We start from the raw sequence: 23414 nt of genomic DNA, 5'->3' as shown, positions 1-23414 counted from the left end.
TATTTTTACCTCTCCTTTTTATTATAACCATCCAGAATTCGAATTTCTGAGACAGTCCTACTTTTCCCTGACGATAAGCGTGTTTCCCTCAACTTTTACGACTACGCAAACCGTGCCTTTCGCGATTTCATTTTCGCCGTCGGTCATTGCAGTCCATACGACGCCGTTCGATGCCTTGACCTCGCCTTTTTCAAACCGGGCGATTTTTTTGACGACAAGAACCTCCTGCCCGTCAAGCGTGTTTACATTCGTAGTGACTTTGCCAAGCTTGAGTTTTTTGACGGCAAAAGGCCGCGTAAAAATCATGAGAAGAATCGTAATAAGGAAGAAAATAAGCAGCTGCCAGCGCAAAGGCAATCCCGCCTTGCAAAAAAAGACCATGAAAAGCGCGCTTACGGCAGCCCAGATTGTGGTCAGCGAAAAAGTAACGGCCTCAACAACAATCGAAATCACCATTACCACAAGCCAAAACCAGGGAAGATGAGAAAGAATCAGGTTAGAAAAAAAATCCATAAGGATATTATAAATCCAAAATGGAATTTTATAAAGGAAAAATTTAAAATTAGAAAATCAGCAGAATCTGGAATTCCTAAACGCGCTCAAATCTTTCTGCGGCGTAAACATAATCAACGCCGTAATCATTTATGACAAAAAGCGAGCCCTTCTGAGGACCGTCAGTAATCTCGCCGACACAAAGGTAAATCTTGTCCTTCTCAAAATAATCACAGGCCTCGCCTACATAGCGGATTTTATAAAATGTTCTTTCAGTTTTATTTTCCATAGTAATTCATTATCGGAAGATTTCTTAAAATTATTAATGGGGCGAATTTTCCGTCTCCGGGTGTTCCGCGGCTCGCTATACGCTCGGCCTCTTCCCTCGCTTCGCTCAGTCCAGTGGCTGGCTTCGCCACCGCTCCATACCCGCGCCCGCATTCATGCAAAAACTCAAGAATTCAGCGTTCTGAAGCACAATCGAAAAACATCTCGAACTCACAAAAAAAGGCCCGCCAGAATCAATTTTTGTGATATATTTATATATATATATATTTTGTTATATAACTATTTATTTTAATATTTTCATAGTTGATTTAATATATAAAATACTATATAAATATATTTATATACAAATCACAAAAAATCATATTCCGCAAGGGATGGCCTTTTCATGGAGCGGGAGGATATTCATGAAATCATTCGTTTTTTTAAATCGCAAGGGCGGCACCGGCAAAACCAGCATTTCGGTCACTTGTGCAATCGGGCTGGCACGGCAGGGTTTTAAGACCGTTCTTGTTGACTGTGACCCTCAGGGCAACTCTTCGTCATGGCTCGCAAAAGATTTCCGTTACGAGCTTTCTGATGTGCTGACCGGCAAGACCACCGTAGAAAACTGCCTTGTCCAGACACATTTTGAAAATCTGTTTTTGCTGCCCACCTTCGCAATCAACGGCGGGCTACAGAGCTTTGCCTCAAGCACACGAAATTACTACGCTTTTGAGGATTCCGTTTTTCCGAGTCTCAAAAATTTTGACTACCTCATTTTCGACACCTCTCCGGCTTTCGGAGATTTCGAAAAAGGAATCGCAAACTGTGCCGATGTAATCGTTCCGGTCCTCAAACTCGATCAGTTCTCAGCCGACGGATTCCAGACTCTCATCGAAAACCTCATCACAACGACCAAGGAAATCCGCTGCAAGGATCTGCTCGAAAAAATCTCTTTCGTAATCCTCAACCAGCAGGACAAACGAATGAAGTTCCAGTCGCTGTTCGCAGAAAATTTCATGAAGAATTTCGACGACACGCAGTTCTTCACGGTTCCGACTGACACATCTTTCGTCAAAGCCCAGATTCTAAAAAATTCAATCCAGGATAAATCCATTACCGCCAGAAAAGAAACCTGCGATTCAATCAATGAAATCATCAAGGAGATGACAAAATAATGAAAGTCAACGAAAATTTCAGTGCCGGAGCAACAAAAAAGCCGGATCCTCTCAAAGAAGCGATAGACAGCAATTTTTCACAGAATTCCTCTGTAAAGACGGCACAAAACCCCCTTCCAGACGCACGAGAATCAGTTTTGGCGGGCGAACCGGCATATAACAGTAATATTTCACAACCAGCCCAGAATTCTTCCATTACAGGCAACGCACAGTCACAAATTTTCAACGCTCCTGCTGCAGAAACCAAAACTCCCGCACGAAGGGAAGTAAAGGAAAAATTCCTCGTCTCGATGTCAAAAGGTGAGAGGAGTATTTTCAAGGCTTTCTGCGCGATGCAGAATGTTTCGATGAATCACTTTGTCATGTGTGCCATGGACTACTTCAAGGAAGACCTTGAAAACGGAAAAGTTTCCCTCAGCTCTCATTCATACAAACGGAAGGAATCATAAATGACCGACGACGAAAACAAATATTTGCAGGAACTTTTCCCGATTGAGGCAACAAAAACCGAAATCATCAAAAAGTACCGCAGTTACATCGCAAGCCCTTTCATCGCGGCCGCATTGCCTCTCAAGGATGTCAAAAAAAATGTTTTTGAGCGAAAATACAACAACATCAACTTTAAGCTCACGAGCGACATCAAGGTTCCATACGGCAAAAACGGAAGGCTTCTGCTCACAATCATGACGACTCATGCGGTTCTGGACAAGGACGCCAATCCCGACAGCCCGGTCGTGATTCAGTACACTTCGCTCCAGCAGCTTCTGGACGAGCTTCAGCTTCCAAAGCAGCGCGGCAAGGAAATCAAGGAACAGCTTGAATGTTTTTCAGGCGCATCTTTCGTTTTCCGCGAAAAAAAGACCCAGAAAGTTCAGAAATATCTTTTCAAGGAATTCTTTAAGGAAGAAGAGAAACTTTCCGGTGAAATCAATGCGACATGGCATACTTCCGGCGTGGTTCCTTTCTTTGAATCCCTGAGCTATGTGGACATCGACGAGAACGGCAAGGAAAAAAAGAGCATCGGGCTTACGATTGTCCTCTCCGAAAAATTCACCCGGCTTTCAAAAGAACATTCGGTTCCTATCGATTACGGCGTTTACAAGGAAATCTCCAGCGTTGTCGGAAAAGATTTGTACGCATGGTTCGTCTACAGGAACAACAGCATAGATGAGCCGATTTTCATTTCCCGTGAGTCGCTGATTAATCAGTTTCTTCCCGTCAAGGAAAAAAGCTATGAATCAGAAGAGCGGGTTAACTGGAATACATTGAAGGAGCAGATAACGCTGATTAAGAAAAAGTATTATCCTGACCTGAATGTAACGATCGCGCAGGACAATTCCGGGATAACGCTTGCAAAAAGTAAGCCTGTAATCTTACCGAATGACAAGCATTATGTTCTTGTGACGGCCAATCTGTAAATAGGTCAGGCAAAAACCAAAGGTAACAAAGAAGCAACGGTTTTTAAGAATTTAACATGTGTTACTATTTGTAATAAATTTATAATACTATTTGAATTCTATTTGTTTATATAGAAGAAGTTGTGAATTTGTTACGATACCGTTGAGCTTCTGTGACCGATGATTTTTTATGCCTTCCCCTAACTCGTTTTGTAATAAGGAAATAGGCTGTTTTTTCCGCTCGTTGAAAGAATGTTACTTTTATTTCGGTTTTGCACAAAAAATTGTGGTTAACTGTTGAAAAAAAGTGACTTTAAAGCATAAGAAAAACTGTTTATTCTTCGTGTAAACATGGGTGAAAAAAGTGTTTTCTCAGCGCAAGGTTTTCTTTATTTTTCTTTTATGTGCAGATTTTTCAGATTGGCGTTGAAACTTTGTTACTAAAATAAGTCAAATCGTTGAGAATTTGTTACTAACACTCGGTATCGTTCCGTATTCTGTTTACCGTTGAGAATTTGTGACTTCAAAAACTTCATTTTTCTTCCATTTCGTTGATTATTTGTTACTAAACTGTATGAATTTATAGACGCTTTTCTGCGGAATCCCTTGTTCAAATCGTCTTTCATGTCTGTCTTAATCTTCTTCGTTGAAAATTTGTGACTCTTTGCTATAATGTAGTGAGCATGAAAATCTATAATGTTATCGCGGAGCTTTGTTCTCTAATCATAAATTCCTGTCCTGAAGAGTTTTTTGTCAGGTACAGCTGTATTTCAGTAGAAGAAAAAAAACGGATTAATGAAATCGTTCGTACAGAGCTTGGTCCGCTTTTTGAGAACATTCCTATGGTTCCGGATGGTTATGCTGTTTCTCAGGTCTCTCCTGAAACCTTTGATGATGCTTTTATGGCATCGCTCGATTCCCTGATTGCGCGGCTCAAAGAAGAGCAGGATTATTTTTCGATTGTAGGCCTTGTCCAGATTCTTGATGAGAGCCTGGAAACCATACTCAGAAAGCAGGTTGAGGAATTTCAGCAGGATGATTTTTCTGTCGTGCTGAACACCAACCGCGAGACTACAGGAATCGGTCTGCTTCCCCGCTGCTCCTGTATCTGGGAGAGAAAGCGCCGCCTTTCACACTGCTATAACCGCATGGACAATTTTCTTTTCAATCTTCTCCTTATGGAAAATTCCATTCTTGGTGAGCTGATTGACAAGCATTTTTTCCTTAAAAAGAGCCTTTTCCCGCATTTTAAGGAAAAGAAATTCCTGAAGATTGCCGCAACTCCGCTTCGCCGGGAGCGAAAATTTGATGTCCTTCCATATAATGAAGACAAAGTTCAGTATTTTAAAATTTCTTACAGCGAATCGGATTTTTCGGCTGACAATGAGCTGATTTGGAGCAAAATCCGTTTGTCCGGCAAGAACGGAAGCGACATCATTGTTTTTCCGGAAATGCTTGGAAATCCCAGCATGGTGGAATTCATTTCCTCTCGCCTGAAGCAGCTTAATAGTGAAGAGGCTGATTCAATTCCTTCTCTTATAATACTTCCTTCGTTTTGGGAAAAAAACCGCAACACCGTAACGATTCTTGACCGCTTCGGCAATGTGGTTTGCAAGCAGAGCAAGCAGAATCCTTTCAGGGTTGAGCACGGCGGATCCGGCTATCTTGAAGGAATCCTTTCAAGTCTTGTCGTGAACATTTTTCATTTTGAGGGAATCGGTCGTATCGCCATCCTGATTTGCAAGGACTTTCTCACGACGAAGTATATGGAGCAGCTCATGCGTTGCTTCAAGCTCACGATGATTATCGTTCCGTCGTTTTCGACCGGTTCTTATGATTTCAGGCAGTCATTTGATCTTTGTGCTCACGATGACTGCAATGTTGTCTGGATTAATACCTGTTCCGCGCTTGAAAAAGGCAAGGAAGCGAATTTTGAGAATATCGGATATGTGCGCAAAAGAATCAGCCGCAATGATGACGAGGCTCAGATGCTCTGCAAGATGCCGATTTGTCATGGCGCGTTTGAGGGAAAATGCGACCATTCATGCCTGTACTATGAAGTCATAACGGGGGTGTAAAATTTGAAATTCAGGAATATCGAAAAGATTCATGAGGGAAAATTCATCACTCGTTATAATCTTGAATATGAGACCGAAAACGGCAATAAAAAGATTTATGAGATGATCAGCCGTAATAAAAACATTTCATCTCTCGAAGACCTGAAAGGCGGGCGGGTAGATGCCGTCGTCATGATTCTGCATGATGAGTCCGGTGAGCAGATTCTTCTGAGCCGTGAATTCCGCATGGCGACAGGGGAGTGGGTCTACAATTTTCCTGCCGGGCTTATTGATGCGGGTGAAGATGCGGCTTCTGCAGCTGTTCGTGAGCTTCGTGAGGAAACCGGGCTTCAGCTCAATCATATAGAAGAAATTTGGTTTGAAAGCTATTCTGCGGTCGGTTTTTCTAATGAAAAGAACATTGTCGTCACAGGAACAGCCACTGGTGAAATCCGGCCCAGCGATTCTGAATTTGAAGAAATTGAGGCGTTCTGGTACAGCAAGAAAGAGATAGAGGCACTTCTGAAAGTCGCACGCTTTGCCGCAAGGACACAGGCTTATTGTGCCCTCTGGTGCAAGTCGTAAAAATAATCGATAAAACGAAAGAAAGGGGGCAAATATATGAGAAGAAGAAGACTTCCGGTTATAACGAAAAAAATTGTCGTTGCGATTGTTGTCGCTGGATTATTGCTCTGTTCGATTTTGTTTTCCGCATCATACGCTGCATTTTCGCGTCAGTTCAGGCGGCAGTATGATTTCAGCATAAAGGCCATTGCCGCCGCAGCCCGTGCTACCCTGAATCCTGATGATTTTTCCGGCTATCTTGAAAGCAAAAAAACTGATGACAGGTACAATGCGACTCATGACATTCTTCAGGATTTTGTCGATAAATTTGAGCTTAACCTGCTTTATGTGTCTTTTGTCGATGCACCTGATTACAAGCACATCACTTATATCTATAATGTCGTGGCAAATAATAGCAAATGGAAGGAATTTCCTCTTGGCCATGAAGAAGATTATATCGAGCCGAACTACAACAGCACTGCGAAACGGGTTTTTGAGAAAGGCGAGACGATTGTGCGTCACACGATGAAAACACGAAACGGTTCGCACATTACAGCCATGCTTCCGGTTTACGATTCCGATGGAAAGATTGTCGCTGTAATTGGTGCCCAGAAAAGCATTCAGGAATTCGTTGATGCAAGATATTCGTTCATCAATCTTGTTATTCTTGTTGAGGTTGTTTTCGGATTCATCTTCGTGCTTTTGTTCTGTTCATACTTCAACCTCAAATTTATTAAGCCGCTAGTTTTAATCACACGCGAGACAGACCATTTTGCTTCGTGGGGCGGAAAGCCTTCGGACAGGCTTCTTTCGGTCAAAAACAGGGATGAAATCGGAATCCTTGCGCATTCACTGCATCAGATGGAATACGATGTCTGCCGCAATATTGATGAGCTTACTAAAATGACCGCCGAAAAAGAACGAATCAGCACGGAACTTTCGGTCGCCACAAAGATTCAGAGCGACATGCTGCCAAAAGAATACCCGCCTTTCCCTGAGCGAAAGGACTTTGATTTGTTCGCGACAATGGATCCTGCAAAAGAAGTCGGTGGTGACTTGTACGATTATATTCTTCTTGATGAAGACCACCTCATGCTCGTGGTCGGTGATGTTTCTGGAAAGGGCGTTCCTGCGGCTCTGTTTATGGGAAAGTGCAAGAGTCTTCTGGATTTCCAGGCATCGCACACACTCTCTCCTGCTGAAATCTTTGAAGTGGCGAATGAGCAGCTTTGCAAGGGCAATGATTCAGGTCTTTTTGTCACCTGCTGGCTTGGAATCCTTACTTTCAGCACGGGCGAACTCCGGTTTGTGAATGCCGGTCATCCGAGTCCTGTTCTGTTCCACAATGGTGAATTTTCATACATTAAGACTAAACCGAATTTTGTCCTGGGCGGAATGGAAGGCATTCATTTTACGGAACATTCAATGACGCTCGAAAAGGGAGACAGGCTCTTCGTTTACAGTGACGGCGTGAACGAGGCGACTGATTCAAACGAGCAGCTTTTTGGTGAGGAAAGGCTGATTTCTGCAATGCAGGGAACCGAAAAATTTGACGCTCCTGAAACCCTCAAAAAGCTGCGCGAAAAAATTGATGCGTTTGTCGGTGAAGCCGAACAGTTTGACGACATTACGATGCTTCAGTTCATCTGGAAAACGGAATAATTTAATTAAACAGGATTTTTTATGGAGACAGTTCAGAAAATTCTCAAAGAGCAAATCAGAAATCAGGATGCGGTTTTTGTTTTTCCGACCGATATTGCCTGCCAGAAGTGGGCTGACTGGGCAATTAAAAACACGGGCGTAAAGGCCGTCGCAATGGAACGCTTTATCGCATGGGATAACTTCAAGGGAGAGTGCATCCGCGCTGAACTTTCTGATTTAAAGACAGTTCCTTCTATTATGAGGAAGATTTTTGCAAGCTGTCTGATTGAAAGCAATGCCGCAAAGCCGTTCTTCAAGAGCCTGATTATCGAAAAATTTGCCGGAGAAGCAGCTTCGTTTTCGGACTGGCTTTCTTCGATTTTGCCCTCGCTCAAAATGTGGAAAAATCTTCGTGACCGCCAGAAAGACTGCCTTGATTCTGCCCGCAATGAAGGCTTTCTTTCCTTTGACGGCGACATTTCCCTCCAGAAATTCTATGAGGATTACCGAAAAAACGCTTTCACTGACGCAGAAGACAGGGATTATGAAATCCTTTATGAAAAATACAGCAAGTTCCTTGAGGAAAATCATCTGTTTGATCCGGCCTGGGTTGAGCCTGATTTTTCAGGTGATGGCCGGGAATACTTTCTAATTTATCCGGAAACTCTTGAAGACTGGGAGCAGTACAGGCACAAGCTTTCTGAAATCGAAAAAATTCATTTCGTGAGCGTTCCTGAGAATGAAGGCGAATATGATTCGTATCTTTTTGATAATTCTTCTGTCGAATTGAAGGATGTCGCGCTGTTTTTGAGACAGATGCATGATGAGGACAAAATTGAATGGAGCGATATGGCAGTGAATGTGCCGAATCTTGACAATTTTGGCTCTTATATTGACCGTGAACTTGCCCTTTATGAAATTCCTCATTCGATTCGCTACAGCCGACCGCTTTCCTCGTATGGGGCAGGGGCAGTTTTTTCTCAAATTCAGGACTGCGTTGAAAATCAGTTTTCGTATGAAAGCCTTAAAAATCTTCTTTTAAATGAGGATTTGCCCTGGAATAACAAGGCGACAATCGAAAACCTTCTGCTCTTCGGACGGATGAACAACTGCATTTGCACGGCCGGGGAAGTTTCGTACGAAAAAGGCAAAATTCTGACTGTTTGGGATGAAGCATTTAAGAATCCCAAAAATGACGGCGGGACAGGCCTGAACGCTGATGAGCTGATTCGGAACCTGTATAGGAATTTGATTGATTTACTTCCGCCGATGGTGAATGCAAGGACTTTTGCTGAAATCCGCGCCGCCTATGAAGATTTCCGTGAGAATTTCTTTGATATGGCCGAATTCCAGAACATGATTTTGAGCAACAATGTCTTGAGCCGATGCATTTCTTCGCTTAATGAGCTTGTGGATTTGGAAGCTGATTATCCAAACTACAAAGTTGCTTCCCCGTTTGCTTTTTTTGTCTCACATTTGACCCGCGTCCAGTATCTTTCACAGGGCGAGTCGCGGGCTGTCCAGGTTTACCCGTATCGGACTGCGGCGGCCGCTCCTTACAAGATTCATGTCGTGCTGGATTCAACGCAGGATTCGCTTTCGCTTGCTGATTCTTTTAAGCCTCTTGATTTTGTAAATGAGAATAAACGCAGGATTTTCATGAAACTCGGTGAGATTGATTTGTCTCTCGGATTTGCAGATTCTGACCCAAGTTTTGATTTTGTTAAGATGTACCAGCATTCTGCCATTGAAAAGGCCTATTTTACCGCGTCAAAGCACGCTTACAACGGCGAATACGGTTTTGCCTACGGAAAAATGGGAAAAATGACCGAAAATCCGCTCGCACGGGAAGATGTCTATTCAAAAGAACGAAAATTTTTGCTGAGCCTTGGTGATTCTTTTGATTCGTCTTCAAAAAAAGCGCCATCGCTGCCAAAAATTTACGCAAAACAGGCCGGAGGATTTGCGAAATGGAAAAATTCTCACCTGAGCGAAAAGTCTGATTGCAGCTTGTTTGAAAAAGACGAGAAATTCACGCAGCTGATTCGCGAACGACTGCGCTATTTAAAAGAAAACCGTGAAGGACACAGGGCGAAAAATCCTCTGCTGCTCGGAAAAATCGAGGTGACGCAGACTACGCTCAAAAATTACTTCAAATGCCCGCGAAGATGGCTTTTTAAGAATGTGCTCAAACTTAATCCGCCCGACAACGAAGCCGAACTTATCGATGAATTCATTCTCGGAACCGTAAATCACAAGGTTTTCGAGCTGTTTTTCACTGAAATCATGAAGAAAAAAGCGAAACTTTGTCCGGCAAGCGAAAATTCCGAAAAACTGGGAGAGGACTTCAAAAAAATCTTAATCAAGTCGATAAACGATGCTGTTTCCGAAAAAAGCCGAAATTCCGCTTTTAAAGAGATTTTCGCTGATTCCTATGAGAGTCGAACCGCAAGCCAGACAACGATTAAAGTGATTTCTTCTCAGTACAAAATCAGCGAGGACAGCCAAGCTGAAGAAAACGCGAATTTCCGTATGCTCGAAAAGAGCCTCGCAAAATTCTGTGAGACTTTCCGCGGTCATACCGTTTATGCGGTTGAAAAGGAAGTTCAGGCACTTCCACATGATGAAAATGGTGCCGTTCAGGAAGGATATTATTTTTCGGGCAAAATTGACTGCATTCTGGCTTCACCAAACGAGCGGGAATTTACGGTCGTTGATTTCAAAACGAGCTCAAATCCTTCAAATCTGTTCATAAAAGAGAAAAAAGAAGGCAAACCGGAGCCGGTCATTGATTTTCAGATGCCGATCTATGTCTATCTTCTTGAAAATGCACTTGAAGAAAGCGAAAGGCTTAAAATTGACCGCGCGATGTTCTATTCAATCAAAGCCTGTGAGGAAAAGTTTTATCTTGGAAATTCGCCGATTTCAGAAAGACCCAGCATAAGAACGACGCCGGAAAACGCAAAGCTCGTCGAAAGCGAATTTCTGACATTTGCGAAAAGATTCTACGATGAAGTGACTGATGAAAATTTTGCCGTGAAGGAGCAGAATCAGTCCCGGATTGTCTGTACAAAAAAAGACGGATTCGACAACTGCATTGATTATCAGGCGGTTTGCAGGCGCTATTTTGTCGTAAGCGGGGAGAAAATTTAATATGATTGAAAATAAAGCAAGTTCTTTTGAAATAGACAATGAATCTCTGAAACTCCTTTCGGCCGGCCTGAATGACGAGCAGCTTTTGGCGGTAAAGGAAACTCGCAATGTTGTGGTTAGTGCAGGCGCGGGCAGCGGAAAAACGACTGTTCTTGCTTCCCGTTACGCTTATCTTGTCGAAGCGAAAAATGTTCCCTGTGAAAAGATTCTTACGCTCACTTTTACCAAAAAAGCCGCTAATGAAATGAAAGAGAGAATCTTTTATGGCCTCAAAAATCATATTGCCGGTTATCCGATTCGGCGAAAAGCGGACACGGAGCCTCTTCCTGCTGATTTTCCGCACATTGATTTGATAAAATCTCGCGCCAGGGATGCGATTGAAAAGTTTGACAGAGCGCACATCCAGACTCTGGACAGTTATTTTTCTGAAATCGCAAAGAAAGGCGCACATTTTTACGGAATTAACCCGAATTTTACGCTCGATGATGAAAAGATTTCCTCAACAATCCGCCAGAAAGCAACAAAATATGTACTGGAGCACCTTAATGATTCAGAAATAAAAGAAATCGCGCAGGTTTTCCAGATTCAAAATGTTGCCGAGGAGCTTTTTGCTTCTGCTGTGCTCAAGTTTTCTACGATTCTTACACCGATTGATTTTGCTTCGTCGCTTGAAAAACAGAAAAAATGCCTTATTGAAGATTACAAAGCAATCACTTCCCGGATTTATGATGAAATTTCTTCTTATATTGTGCTTCCAAGAAATCCAAAGCCGAGCCAGTCTCTTGGAAAACTTTATGATTACATAGATGAAACAGGGAACCCCGACTCTCCAGCGCTTTTGGAGGGCGTTTTTGAGTCGGTTGAGAGCGCAAAATCGTTCCTTGACAAGCGATTCCTTTCATATTTTAAGGCCGTTTCTGATTATTGCGGCGGTGATTTTTCTGCCTGCTGGCGGGATTCGAATTACTCGGCAATGAAGGCAAATCTTCAGCCAATGTTGGAAAAACTTTACCTCATCGCAAATTCGATTTCTGGCTTTGCTCTTCAGAAAAAAGTTTTCGCTCATCTGGCGGCCTTTCAGTCTGAAATGATTCGGACTAAGCGCGTTTCGGGCCTTTTGACTTTTTCTGATGTGAGCCTGCTTGCTTTGGCGACTTTGCGTGAGCATCAGGAAATCCGCTCGATTGAACAGCAGAAATTTGATGCAATCATGATTGATGAATTTCAGGATGACAATCAGCTTCAGTGCGATGTTCTTCTGATTCTCTGCGACCAGAACGAAAAATTCGATTCAGACGGAAATTATCTTGTTCCGAATCTTTTTGATTCTGATCTTCTTGAACGGCTCGACACGCATAAGCTTTTCTTTGTCGGTGATGACAAGCAGAGCATTTACCGCTTCCGTGGGGCAGATGTTTCGGTTTTCAGAAATTTGTCTTCTTCAATCAAGAACTCAATCGAACTCAAGACGAATTATCGCTCAAATCCTGAGCTTATCCGCTCTTTCAATACGATTTTCGGCGGTTATGATTATCCGGATGCCCTCAAGGTAAATGATTCTCTGAACGCGGTTTTTATGACGAAGGAAAAATTTCCGAAAAACCCGAGCGGGGAAGAGCAGATTCCGAATTTTGAGGCTGATTACCGCAGGGTTGAAGTTCCTGCTTTTAAGCTGAAAAAATGCGATTTCTCAGAAAAAAAGGTCACCCTTGCCTTATATCCGAAAAAAGAAACTGAGGAAGCACTTTCGACATCATCATCCGAGTCTTCTGAAAATCTTGAGAATCCTGAGAATTCTGATGGAATTGAGCTTGAGCGAAAGGCTTACGACTGTGAGGCAAGTTTTGTCGCACGCGAAATCAACAAGCTCCTTCAGGAAAAAACAACGGATAAAGACGGAAATCTTGTTCAAAAATATCACTACAGTGACATTGCGCTTCTTTTCAGGACATCAACTCCCACGGCAGCATACGAGAGGGTTCTGCTTGAAGCCGGAATCCCGTATTCAACCGAAGTTTACAAGGGATTTTTCTCTGACGGTCCGATTAACGACATTATTTCTCTCTTAAAGCTTTGTGTCTATCCTGAAGATAAAAATGCCTGGGCAAAAGTTTTGCGCTCACCGTTCTGCTCGCTTACATTTGCCGAAGTTGAAAAGGTTCTCGTAAATTGTGAAAATCCATACAAAAAGCCCTTTGACGAACAGCTTCTCGCGGCCATTTCTCTAGATTCTGATTTGAGTGAGAAAATCCTGAATCTGAAGGCAATTTATGATGACATTAATGAGCGCCTGAAGACTGAAAAATTGACCAAAACAATTTCTTACATCTGGTATGAGCTGGGCTACCGTTACGAGACTCTTTGGAATAAAGCCGTCGCAATGTATTCTTCGTTTTATGATATTCTGTTTGAGATGGCCCGGCTTGCTGAAGAAAAAACACAAAGTCTTGCTTCGTTCATCGATATGGTAAAATCTTATGAAGATGACCGTAAGCTTGACGGACTTGATGTTGTAATGGATGCCGAGGACGCGGTTCAGATTCTTACGATTCACAAAAGCAAAGGCCTTGAGTATAAAGTTGTTTTCGTGTGTGCCGCTTCAGGTGTTCCCAAGGAATTTGGCAGCGGTATTGATTATGATGAAAAATTCGGTTTCCTCTTAAAAACTCCTGCTTGGAGCAATTCTCAGAAAGGAATCGGCGGAACTTACTTTCTCTCGCTTGTTGATCAGGAAAACAAAAATCAGGAGGCGGCTGAACTTCGTCGTCTTGCCTATGTCGCGTTCACCCGTGCTGAAGAAAAACTTTACATCGTTGGAAGTGAAAACGGCGAATTTAAGGATGAGGCAGAGGCAGAAAAAAAATGCCGGAAATTTGAGCTGCATACTGCTGATAACAAGACTTTCACTTATCTGCAAACCTGTGAAAGAAAGAATGGTGAGATAAAGCCTTTCAAGGAGCCAAAAGAGAAGACCGAGGATTTCGTGAATCCAAAGACGATTTATCAGCTTCTTTTGCCGATGATTTTTGCGGATGTGTGCGAAGGCAAGGATGGCGGAATCGATGTAAAAAATCCTGCCTTTAATTTTGTGAATGACATTGATTCGTTTAAGACCGTTCTGAATGAGGACGCGCAGCAGCCGTTAAAATCGGACTATATAAAGAATCTTTGCGAATTTGAAAATGCTGATGTCGTAACCGAAAAACTTTCTCCAAAACTGTATGTTTCGCCGAGCAAACTGACATCTGAAAGCGAAAACGCGCCGGCTAAAATGTTTAGGGAAGGGGAGCTGCCTTTTGATTTTGATGAGCAGCCTGCAAATCCTGAATATGAGCTGATTAACGCGATTGTTGCCAGTACGATTCCGGTTGGCGCAGGTGAAAAGATTCCTGCGATGGAAGATTTTGGTGAGGAAGGTGAAAATCCTCTGTCTCCTGCCCCCGAAATGTCCCCGGCTTTCAGTTTTGCTGATTTTGGTACGATTGCGCATGCCTGCATGGAAGCAAAAGTGCTTGGGGAAGAGCCCAAAATTAATGGCCGCGAACTGATTGGCGTGAACGAGAGTTTCATTTCGAATGTCGGCATGGAAAAATGGACAGAAAATGCCAGGGACACTAACCGCGACAAGAAAATCGCCAAAATCAAAGAACTCTGCGCTGACATGGCGAAAAAATTTGAAAATTCATCACTTTATAAAGAAGCGATTGCCTCTGACTGGAAAAAAACGGAATATTCGTTCAGGAGCGTGATTGAAAATTCTCTCGTTCCAAAGGAAGAGGGCGTTGAATATGCTGAAGAGCTTATTGTTTCCGGGCAAATCGACTTGCTTTATAAAAATGAAGCGAATTCACCGTACAAATATACGATTGTCGATTACAAGACGAACCAGAAAATCGAGCCGGAAATTTACCGGAATCAGCTTTTGTGTTATAGAAGAGCCGTGAGCCAGATGTTCGGCTGTGATGAAAGTGAAATTCGATGCGTGCTTTATTATCTTCGGTATGCAAAAGAAGTGGACTTGACGGCGAAGTCCTGATTTTGCATTGCGGGTCTCATGCTGAATCCCTGGCACGAATGCCAGGGCAGCGAAACTCGTTATTATGCCTGACTTTTCCAGAGGCCGTGCTTGTTGCAGTATTCGTATGCGGCAACAAGTTTTTCGCCAGATAGAACGAAAGTTGCTTCTGGTGGTTCGCCTGGTTTCAGGTATTTTCTTTGAATGCCTTTGTCTGTTTCAATGCAAATCCACTGGATGTAGTGGTCTTCTTCCATTGGATGAACAGCAGAACCGACTTTGACGCATACTTTGTCACCGTTTACTTCGATTACAGGAACATGTTTTTCTGTCGCAGCGTCAGTTGTGTTTGCCTTTAGTTCGACCATTTCCTCGCCACAGCAAACAACGACTGGACAGCCCTTGTTTACGATTTCCAAGATTTTTCCACATTTTTTGCATCTGAAGAATTGAGCCATAAAGTACCCCTTGAAAAATGATTTGATGCTGTTTCAAAAGTCAAACGGTTTTGAAACCTGCTTATCCTTTTATTATAAGTGCCAAATCTGTAAAAAGCAAAAAAAATATTGGACTTATCCTGGAAAGAAAGTTTGTGTCGGTATTGCAAAAACCTAAAATCTTAGGTTAAAATATGAATATGTCTAAGAAAACTGAGCAGATTTACAAGGCAATCGAGGCACTTGAAGATTTAAAGAACCAGATTTCGATTATAAATCAGATTGAAAGGGCAAAAAACGCCGCAGATGACAAATTCACCGCTGAAGAAAGCCATCATCTGGAAAATATTGAATTTGAAATGGGGCAGCAGATAAAATCTCTCCGTTTTTGGATTTCATCACTTTATTCTTTTAACGGAAAATCGACGAGCAACGCGAAAAAAGCAGCAAGCAAGGAAAACGGCAAGAAAGGCGGCCGTCCGCCCAAAGAAATCACGGAATTACGAAAACGAAGCCTTGAACTGGACGCGCTCCTTGATGATTTAAGGAAAGAAAAAATCGTGACGACGGATTACGAAAAAGAAGAAAAGTTAAGCGCAGAAATCAGTGAATATGAAAATGAACGCACAATAATAGAAGAAAAACTTGCAAAATGGAATGAAGAGCGCAAATTGATTTGAACGGAAAATTCTGCTCCGTTATGAAACCCCGAAGTAGCCTGATGCGAAGAATCAGGCTATGAGCGCGAGCGAAGGGTGGAACAACGGCAGACGATGAAATTCTAGCGCTTTAAAATAAAAAAAACATCAGCACTCTTTGCGGAATAGTAGATTCGAACTACTGACCCCCACGATGTCAACGTGATGCTCTAACCAACTGAGCTAACCCCGCAGACAGTGCTGATGTTGAAATCTATTATATAAAAAAATTGCCCTCCGTGTCAAGAGATAAGCTTTAAAAACTCAAGAAAAATCAGAATTTCATCATTCTCCAAGCAAAATTTAAGGATAATTCAACTTACTATAATGGCGGTTCTGTCTAGCAAAGAGGCATGGCTTAAAGGTAAGCGCGAATAAAAAAATGGAGGAAAAGATGAAAAAATTACTGTCTTTCATCTCGGTCTTGGCTGTCTGCTCAGCACTGTTCGCTGACATCACTGCCAAAAAACTGGACGACGGTTCAGTAGAAGCAACATTCTTCTATGGTAACCCTCGTGCAACAGAGGTTGTCATCGCCGGTGACTTCACAAACTGGCAAGAGGGAGCAATACCAATGGAAAAGGGTGAGAAAGGATTCACACTCACCAAAGTGTTCCCAAAAGGTACAACTGTAAAATACAAGTTTATCGTAGACGGTTCATGGACAACCGACTTGAAAGCACCGGATTTCGTCGATGACGGTTTTGGTGGAAAGAACTCAATGGGTGAGCTAGATACTTTGGTTGGCGGCGGAAACGATTCCAACGCTAAAAGAGCAAATATTAAATTCTTGACATGGACTATGCTTGGTTCACAGGCTAAGTTCCTTACACAGGGTGCTTCTGACGCAACTAAGAAAGGCATGGACTTGGATGAAGTTACTGTTGGTGCAAAGAGCTATGCTAAATTCGCTGGTAATATCACACCGGAAATGCCTGTATATGTAGAGCTTGCTGTTGCAGAAACTGAGCTTGATGATGCTCTTCATCCAGATAGCAAAGACAGCCCAATTTCTCTCTATAAAAAAGCAGCTGACGGCACAGTAACAAAATCATTCCGCCAGAGTGCAAGCGGTCTTCTTTCAAACCCTCTCTCATGGTTCGGAAAATCTACTGACAATAGCAATTCAACTGCACAGGGACCGGGAACAAATCCGTATCTCGGCCACTTGAAGTTCGGTTTTGAGACACCTTGGGTTAACTACAGCACAGGTTTCAACTATGCAAAACAGGACAAACGAGCAAAAATCCTTTGGACAACAATCGATGGTAACTGGGATGCTGGCTATCAGCATGTTGGTGGATTCGCTTCATTCAGCACTGGTATTAAAGCTCAGGAGCTTTTGGCTGACAAAGGTATCAAACTTGATGCAGGTTTTGTTCCAAACAAGAGTGCAGACCGCAAAGGTACAAAATATGGATATATCGGTTGGCTCGGTTCTGAATTCGAGGACTTGGGTCTTACTGTAGATTTCCAGTCTAACGGTATGTTCGACGGCGATGTAATGTTTGAAGATTCTGTTGAACGAGATTTCGTTTTCGGTTTGAAAGAAAAACTTAATCTTGCAGATGCTGGTTCAATCACATTTGCTGCTCAGGGCCTTATGGCTACACACCAGAAGACAAGTGATGACTTGGGCAATGCTATTGCTGATTACATGGGTTATTCTACAGATGTATTCTATCGCTCTGGCGATAACAGCATCAACAATATGGCTGCTGAAGCTAAATTGATTTACGATGCTGCTGAACAGGCTTGGGGTGTAACTGTTGATTATCGTTTGCGTGGTGCTGAGGCTTCAATGCTCTTCCTCCGCGAAAATCATGACGATGGTACATTCGACCTTTCTGAGACACTTGGCGTTCTTAACAGCCAGAACATCGGACTTTCTGCTTATGCAAACCTTATGGAAGATGCCCTTTATCTCGCACTTGATGCAAATGCAGCTCTTCCTTTGAAACATCTTGAAGGTGATTCAGATGTAGTTACAGGCTGGTCTAAAGAGGCTGTTTGGAACAATGGAAAAGGTTGGTATGCAAGCCGATGTGGTAGCGAGATGATGCCTTTGTTCGGTATCAAGAGCGGTGCAGAGTTTAAGATTAACCCAACTGCTGCTTACTATCTCACTGATGATATCAGCATTACTTTGGATGCAGGATTCAAATACGATGCATACAAGTATGATGGCGATGATGATGGAGAAATGAACAAGTATGCTGCATCTGACAGTGCATTCCTCTTCAAAAATGCAGGTATCACACTTGAATACAGCGATGTTTCTGATGTAATCAAGAACTTGAACCTTTACTATGGTTTGGACAATTCAAATGATACTCGTATGTTCAATACTTTGGTTGCTTCTGCAACACTTCCAATGGACTTCAAAGTAAGCGCAGCGTTTGGTCTCAAGACTGTAAAGAGCACTGATGCAGCAGACGGATACAATAAAGATTTGAACAATATGCTTGGTTTCGCACTTGGTGTATCTAAACAGATTAAACGAATCAAGTCTCCAATCCTTTACGCACAGTTCGTATACAACATGGATCCGTATAAGAAATTTGGTGACGGACAGGATCAGCTTGCCCTTAACGGAGCTAATGTAAGCGACCGATGGGACAAACAGCTTGGTGGTATTGATGCTGTTGACTATTACGATGGTTATGCAGCAATTCGTGGCGGAATCCGCTGGGAATTCTAAAACGAGTTTTAAGGAGTTAAATAATGAAGAAAATAATTTCATTACTTGCAGCAGGTACGCTTGCTCTCGGTCTTATCGGCTGTTCTGGCGACTTGCATGATACAGAATTGATTGACCTTACTGGTTACGGAATTCGTGGTTCAGCAAAGGAATCTGGCTGGGATGATGCTTCTGATATTCCTCTTACTGCAAACGGAGACGGTACTTATACAGTAAGCTTTACGGCAACAGGAACTCAAGAAAGAGGTGGCGTTAAAGGTGATGCCTTTGCTGTTATTGAATGTGGTGATGGTTCATGGAATACAGCATATCGCTTGGCACAGCCAAAAAGCCTGGGTGATACTGCAAATACATTCAGTGAAAGTGATGGAATGGAGCAGAAAGTTTATCAGGGACAGTCTGCTGACTGTTGTTTTATTTCTGGAACTCAGGAAGGCGATAAAGTTACTCTCACAATCACACCTGATGCTACATATCTTACTGTAAAAGTTGAAGTTGAATCTGGTGCTGGTTCATCTGGACCTGAGCCATTCTACCTTGACGGATACTTCATTCTTGGAAATGAAAACATTGGTGGTAATGCAACTTGGGCTGCAAGTGTAGACACACTTCTTGTAAATCCTACAAGAAACAACAGAACTGCTGAGCTTACTTATACTTATTCATTTAATGCTGGTGCAGCAGAAATTGAATTTGGTATCGGTACTAAAGGCTGGGCTACAAAATATGTTGAAGGAACATTTGCTGTTGGAACTACTACAGATTATGTAAAAACAGTAAAAGACGGTGGTCCTAACAATAAAATTACAGGAATGAAAGTTGGCTTCCCATACAAGATTTCTGTTCTTACAACTCCAGAGGGCGAAGTTTCATTCAAGGTTGAAGAAGTTACTGCTGTAACCCTTAAAGTTCTTGTAAAGGGCATTGCTGACGCTGAAGGACAGATTGCTGTTCTCGGTGGTAGTTTTGATGGATGGACATCTGGTTGGACTACAGCATGGGGTGGAAGCAAATCATACGAAGATTTGTACCATGCTGAAATCACTGACAAAGGTACAGCAGAAATCACTATCTTCACTGCAAAGGCAATGAACACTGGTGATACAGTTTCATACGAAGCTTGTGGATACTGGGGTGAACCTGATGCTGCAGGAGATATTGCTTCTACAAACGGAGAAATTAAAGTTAGCGGAGCTAACTTCCCAATTAGTTTCACAGTAGATAAAGCTGGTGTTTATCTTTGTACAGTAGATCTCACAGCTAATTCTGCAACAACTGCATTTGTTGAATAAGTTTTACATTAATTTGTAAAACAACGAAAAGGGCTGGGCGAAAGCCTAGCCCTTTTTCTGTAAATGTTCACATAAACAATTATATTCAAAAATGAGTGTAATTGTTTATATGGGCATCTAGCGTTTTTCTGACATTGTAAAAAAAATAGTAAAGGAGAAAGTATATGAAAAAAACAAAAAGTAAGGCGATAGCCTTTGTTGCTGCCATGGCATTGCTTATGTCATTTTCTGGCATGGGATTGATTTCTTGTTCTGACAGTGACTCTGGCGGAAACGACAATGCACAGGAAACACCTAAACCCGAACCTGAGCCAGAGCCATCAAATCCACCTAAAACTGCTGAGCCTACGGTTCCGGTTTTCAGTCCTGTCGGTGGATTTTATAAGACGAAACAGAATGTCGCTATTTCCTGTGAAGGTGCCAGTGAAATCTTTTATACAGTTTTAACTGCTGCGTTGGATTCAAATGGAAATTGGAACGAAACTGCATGGAAAAATTCTGTTGCAAAGTCGAAGCCAACTGAAGAATCTACAAAATACAACGGCGCATTTGAAGTTGGAGAACAGTGTATTGTTCGTGCAATGGCAAAATTCCCTGACGGAACGAAACGCTATGCCATGACAAGCTTTGATTTTGACCTTGACCGCTCAACCGATTTTGATGGTTCATGGACTCCTGTAAATCCAGAAAGTGATAACTGGCAGGATCAGACAATTTATTTCATTCTTACAGACCGTTTTTTCAATGGCGATACAACAAATGACCATGTTGAAGGCCTTACTGATCCGAACGGAAACCCATATAACGAACGGGATGTGCTGGAAGGACAACCCGCTTCTGGTTACAACGGTGGAGATATCGAAGGAATCAGACAGAAACTTTCCTATATAAAGGATTTGGGATTCACTGCAATCTGGATGACGCCGCCTGTAAAATGTCAGATTGCGGAATCAAATTATCATGGTTATCACGGTTATTGGGCAAGTGATTTTACAAAAGTAGACAGCCATATGGGAACGCTTGCACAGTATCAAAGATTTGTAAAAGAGGCTCACGACCTTGGCCTTTATGTAATTCAGGATATTGTCGTTAATCATCTTGGCGATTATCAACAGATAAAAAAAGATGTCACCGCAGAGAAATGGAATGTTACTGAAGAAAAATGGGATATTCCTTCTTCAGAATTTTACTTTGAGCCAAAATCAATTCCGTTCAGCCATCCGGAGCAGCTTCCGTGGGCTTTGAATGATGTGCGTGATATCACTCTTGACGAATGGCAGAATAACTCATTCTATCATTTCAACACCGAAATCAGTGATTATACAAATCAGTACAATATGTACACACATTCTTCTTCGAATCTGGACGACATGGTAACGGAGAATGAAGTCGTAAGAAATTTGCTGCGTGGTTATTTCCGATATTGGATTGATAAATGTGGAATCGACGGTTACCGAATCGACACAGCCCTCTATGTCGAACCGGATTTCTTTGAAGGATTTATAAACGACACTGATGCAAACAACATGGGTGTGCGTGAATATGGTCTTTCAAAAGGAAAAAAAGATTTCATTAATTTCGGTGAGGCTTTCAGTCAGGATGAAAAGATTGTCGGAAGCTACACGAAGTCTTCTTCTGGAACTGCCCGCATGGACGGTATGATTTACTTCCCGTTGCGCTATGCTCTTGCAGACACAATCAGTTCTGGCGGAAAAACAAATGCAATCGGTACTGTTCTTAATAATCGTTATACAAAAGGTTATTATGCAAATCCTGACAGGCTTGTTACATTCATTGACAACCATGATATTGACCGATGGGGTCAGACAATGAAGGGCAACACGGAGTTGATGAAGGCTGCCTATAATATCATCTACACAATTCCAGGAATTCCGCAGGTTTACTATGGAAGCGAGCAGGGATTTGACGGTCAGTGTCGTGAAGGTATGTTCGAAGGAAGTTTCTACACTCCTGGAACTACAAAAACTTCTGATTCATTTGATACGAATGGTGACTGGTACAAGTATTTCCAGAATCTGAACAAAATGCGAAAGGAAAATCGTGTCTTCAGATACAATACGCTTAAAGTCTTGCAGGAAACCGCAGATAGTGCCGGAATCTTTGCCTATATTGTTCGTGAAAGAGACCCTGCAGATGCTGAAAAATATCTTGCAGACATTGGAAATAAAGCAATTTTCGTAATGAATACTGCGAGCACGGATAAAATTCTTGACGCAAGCTATGCGAATATCGCTGTTGGAGATAAATTCACGCTTGTTCCTTATGAAGGAATTTCAGTATGTCCGGCAGATGGAACTCAAATCGAAGAAAGTTTTGTTGCTTCTGCTGACGGCAAAAAAGGAAATGTAAAACTTATCGTTCCGGCAAACAGCTGTGCTGTCTATATCCTTACTGAAAAAGGCCTTGATGCTGGCGCAAGTGGATGTGAAATTACTGTTGATGAGATTCCAACAGATAAGGTCACTGGTTCCAGCATCACTGTAAAAGGTAAAACGACAGTTTCAGGTGATGTCAAAATCGTATTGAACGGCGACTATACACTTGCACAGACAGTTAATGCAACTGCAAATGTTCAATTCTCTAAGGATATCGATGTAAAGGCTTATTCTAACGGAAAGATTACAGTTCAGATGATTCAGACTGTAGACGGAGTAATCTGTTATTCAGAGCAGAAGAGCTTTACGATTGAGCGACCGTTTACTTTGATTAAGCGTGTTGATGATCCAAAAGACGATGACAATGGAGTAGGGGTAGCTAAAGGAATCCTTCAGAGACCGACCGATGCTCCATTTAAAGGCGCTTTGGACATTCAGGGTGTTGAAGTTTATCGAAGCGGAAACGATGTGCTTCTTGGTGTGAAAATGGGTGCCGTAAGTCATGGCTGGAATCCGACTTCAAATCAGTTCGATCATGTTGTTCCATATATATTTATTTCGAATGGCAATGATTCGGACGGATGTGAATATCATCCGAAGAGCAATTACAAACTGCCTGATTCGTTTGGCAAGTGGGACTATATGTTCCAGTGCAACGGTTGGGGACAGTCTTACTATTCTTCAAGTGGTGCAGACAGTTCTACTTTTGGTAAGGCCGTAACTCCTGCTCCAGCAAATACCCCGACTGTCGCATGGGAACAGCTTGAAGATGCGGACGGCAAAACTCTTGAACAGTATCAGGATTTGGATAGTGAAGGTGCTGTAATCGAAAAATATGCAAAACTTGACTGGTCCGGCTACGCACCAGAAATTGGCAGCGTATGGGCGGATAAGCCTGGCATGATTTGGATTAAAATTTCTGCAGCGGCAATGGGATATCCGAGCGATATTACAGGCTATAAGTTCTACATCAATACATGGGATTTCGATATGGGAAGTCCGCGCGGTCTTAAAGCCGGGGATTCTGACCGGTACAAGTTTGGTAGTGGTACTCTTTCCGTTGATGATGTACCGCTTGTCTGTGATGAAACAAATAATGTGATTGTAATTGAGTAAATAATGTGGC

General features: G+C 42.4%; 15 protein-coding genes and 1 tRNA gene. 12 read left to right on the top strand and 4 right to left on the bottom strand.

All coding sequences use genetic code 11. The features are described 5' to 3' along the window. Positions 1-57 precede the first annotated feature (57 nt). Both Q0Q74_RS04685 and Q0Q74_RS04680 read right to left on the bottom strand, forming a co-directional pair. Positions 58-513 (bottom strand): NfeD family protein, encoded by a 456-nt coding sequence (locus tag Q0Q74_RS04685; RefSeq protein ID WP_294429013.1) that lies wholly within the window; start codon positions 511-513, stop codon positions 58-60. Between the two features lie 76 nt (positions 514-589). After that, the gene (locus Q0Q74_RS04680) at positions 590-781 is read right to left on the bottom strand and encodes a hypothetical protein (RefSeq protein WP_294429011.1); all 192 of its coding nucleotides are present in this window, start codon (positions 779-781) and stop codon (positions 590-592) included. A 403-nt stretch (positions 782-1184) separates the two neighbouring features. On the opposite strand from Q0Q74_RS04680, the gene Q0Q74_RS04675 reads away from it, so the two are divergent. The 8 genes from Q0Q74_RS04675 (at position 1185) to Q0Q74_RS04640 (ending at position 14785) form a co-directional block, all read left to right on the top strand. Beyond that, positions 1185-1937, top strand: a complete 753-nt coding sequence (locus Q0Q74_RS04675) for a ParA family protein (protein WP_294429010.1) — start codon at positions 1185-1187, stop codon at positions 1935-1937. Further along, entirely contained in the window at positions 1937-2386 is a 450-nt protein-coding gene (locus Q0Q74_RS04670; RefSeq protein ID WP_294429008.1) for a hypothetical protein, read from the top strand. The genes Q0Q74_RS04675 and Q0Q74_RS04670 overlap by 1 nt, the downstream gene beginning before the upstream one ends. Then, on the top strand, positions 2387-3355 hold the full coding sequence (locus tag Q0Q74_RS04665; RefSeq protein ID WP_294429006.1) for a replication protein RepA: 969 nt from the start codon (positions 2387-2389) through the stop codon (positions 3353-3355). Positions 3356-4017: 662 nt separating this feature from the next. Next, a complete protein-coding gene (locus tag Q0Q74_RS04660) occupies positions 4018-5412 on the top strand; it encodes a hypothetical protein (RefSeq protein ID WP_294429004.1) in 1395 nt (464 codons plus the stop codon). A gap of 3 nt (positions 5413-5415) precedes the next feature. Continuing rightward, positions 5416-5976 (top strand): NUDIX hydrolase, encoded by a 561-nt coding sequence (locus tag Q0Q74_RS04655; RefSeq protein ID WP_294429002.1) that lies wholly within the window; start codon positions 5416-5418, stop codon positions 5974-5976. A gap of 36 nt (positions 5977-6012) precedes the next feature. Further along, positions 6013-7617: a PP2C family protein-serine/threonine phosphatase gene (locus Q0Q74_RS04650; RefSeq protein WP_294429000.1), complete on the top strand. Its 1605-nt coding sequence runs from the start codon at positions 6013-6015 to the stop codon at positions 7615-7617. Between the two features lie 21 nt (positions 7618-7638). Then, positions 7639-10749 (top strand): PD-(D/E)XK nuclease family protein, encoded by a 3111-nt coding sequence (locus Q0Q74_RS04645; protein ID WP_294428998.1) that lies wholly within the window; start codon positions 7639-7641, stop codon positions 10747-10749. Between the two features lies 1 nt (position 10750). Further along, the gene (locus Q0Q74_RS04640; RefSeq protein WP_294428996.1) at positions 10751-14785 is read left to right on the top strand and encodes an exodeoxyribonuclease V subunit beta; all 4035 of its coding nucleotides are present in this window, start codon (positions 10751-10753) and stop codon (positions 14783-14785) included. 62 nt (positions 14786-14847) lie between these two features. Here the strand turns inward: Q0Q74_RS04640 and Q0Q74_RS04635 are convergent, their stop codons facing one another. After that, on the bottom strand, positions 14848-15222 hold the full coding sequence (locus Q0Q74_RS04635; RefSeq protein WP_294428994.1) for a desulfoferrodoxin: 375 nt from the start codon (positions 15220-15222) through the stop codon (positions 14848-14850). A 179-nt stretch (positions 15223-15401) separates the two neighbouring features. Here Q0Q74_RS04635 and Q0Q74_RS04630 point away from each other — a divergent pair, with 179 nt between their 5' ends. Next, a complete protein-coding gene (locus Q0Q74_RS04630; RefSeq protein WP_294428992.1) occupies positions 15402-15881 on the top strand; it encodes a hypothetical protein in 480 nt (159 codons plus the stop codon). 137 nt (positions 15882-16018) lie between these two features. On the opposite strand, the gene Q0Q74_RS04625 is transcribed toward Q0Q74_RS04630, so the two are convergent. Beyond that, positions 16019-16092 (bottom strand) — tRNA-Val (locus Q0Q74_RS04625). 201 nt (positions 16093-16293) lie between these two features. Here Q0Q74_RS04625 and Q0Q74_RS04620 point away from each other — a divergent pair. The 3 genes from Q0Q74_RS04620 (at position 16294) to Q0Q74_RS04610 (ending at position 23404) form a co-directional block, all read left to right on the top strand. Next, positions 16294-18600 carry a glycogen-binding domain-containing protein gene (locus Q0Q74_RS04620; protein WP_294428990.1) on the top strand — a complete coding sequence of 769 codons (2307 nt, stop codon included), beginning with the start codon at positions 16294-16296 and terminating at the stop codon, positions 18598-18600. A gap of 23 nt (positions 18601-18623) precedes the next feature. Then, complete coding sequence (locus Q0Q74_RS04615; RefSeq protein ID WP_294428988.1) at positions 18624-19892, top strand: hypothetical protein; 1269 nt, start codon at positions 18624-18626, stop codon at positions 19890-19892. A gap of 164 nt (positions 19893-20056) precedes the next feature. Further along, positions 20057-23404 (top strand): alpha-amylase family glycosyl hydrolase, encoded by a 3348-nt coding sequence (locus Q0Q74_RS04610; protein WP_294428987.1) that lies wholly within the window; start codon positions 20057-20059, stop codon positions 23402-23404. The last annotated feature ends 10 nt before the right edge of the window (positions 23405-23414 follow it).

This window comes from uncultured Treponema sp. (assembly GCF_946187725.1).
Taxonomy (GTDB): Bacteria; Spirochaetota; Spirochaetia; order Treponematales; family Treponemataceae; genus Treponema_D.
This window is presented reverse-complemented; position numbering and strand designations above follow the sequence as displayed.

Coding starts and splice junctions, on each gene's coding strand:
- Q0Q74_RS04685 (WP_294429013.1), bottom strand. CDS start 513: ATGGATTTTTTTTCTAACCTGATTCTTTCTCATCTTCCCTGGTTTTGG.
- Q0Q74_RS04680 (WP_294429011.1), bottom strand. CDS start 781: ATGGAAAATAAAACTGAAAGAACATTTTATAAAATCCGCTATGTAGGC.
- Q0Q74_RS04675 (WP_294429010.1), top strand. CDS start 1,185: ATGAAATCATTCGTTTTTTTAAATCGCAAGGGCGGCACCGGCAAAACC.
- Q0Q74_RS04670 (WP_294429008.1), top strand. CDS start 1,937: ATGAAAGTCAACGAAAATTTCAGTGCCGGAGCAACAAAAAAGCCGGAT.
- Q0Q74_RS04665 (WP_294429006.1), top strand. CDS start 2,387: ATGACCGACGACGAAAACAAATATTTGCAGGAACTTTTCCCGATTGAG.
- Q0Q74_RS04660 (WP_294429004.1), top strand. CDS start 4,018: ATGAAAATCTATAATGTTATCGCGGAGCTTTGTTCTCTAATCATAAAT.
- Q0Q74_RS04650 (WP_294429000.1), top strand. CDS start 6,013: ATGAGAAGAAGAAGACTTCCGGTTATAACGAAAAAAATTGTCGTTGCG.
- Q0Q74_RS04645 (WP_294428998.1), top strand. CDS start 7,639: ATGGAGACAGTTCAGAAAATTCTCAAAGAGCAAATCAGAAATCAGGAT.
- Q0Q74_RS04640 (WP_294428996.1), top strand. CDS start 10,751: ATGATTGAAAATAAAGCAAGTTCTTTTGAAATAGACAATGAATCTCTG.
- Q0Q74_RS04635 (WP_294428994.1), bottom strand. CDS start 15,222: ATGGCTCAATTCTTCAGATGCAAAAAATGTGGAAAAATCTTGGAAATC.
- Q0Q74_RS04630 (WP_294428992.1), top strand. CDS start 15,402: ATGTCTAAGAAAACTGAGCAGATTTACAAGGCAATCGAGGCACTTGAA.
- Q0Q74_RS04620 (WP_294428990.1), top strand. CDS start 16,294: ATGAAAAAATTACTGTCTTTCATCTCGGTCTTGGCTGTCTGCTCAGCA.
- Q0Q74_RS04615 (WP_294428988.1), top strand. CDS start 18,624: ATGAAGAAAATAATTTCATTACTTGCAGCAGGTACGCTTGCTCTCGGT.
- Q0Q74_RS04610 (WP_294428987.1), top strand. CDS start 20,057: ATGAAAAAAACAAAAAGTAAGGCGATAGCCTTTGTTGCTGCCATGGCA.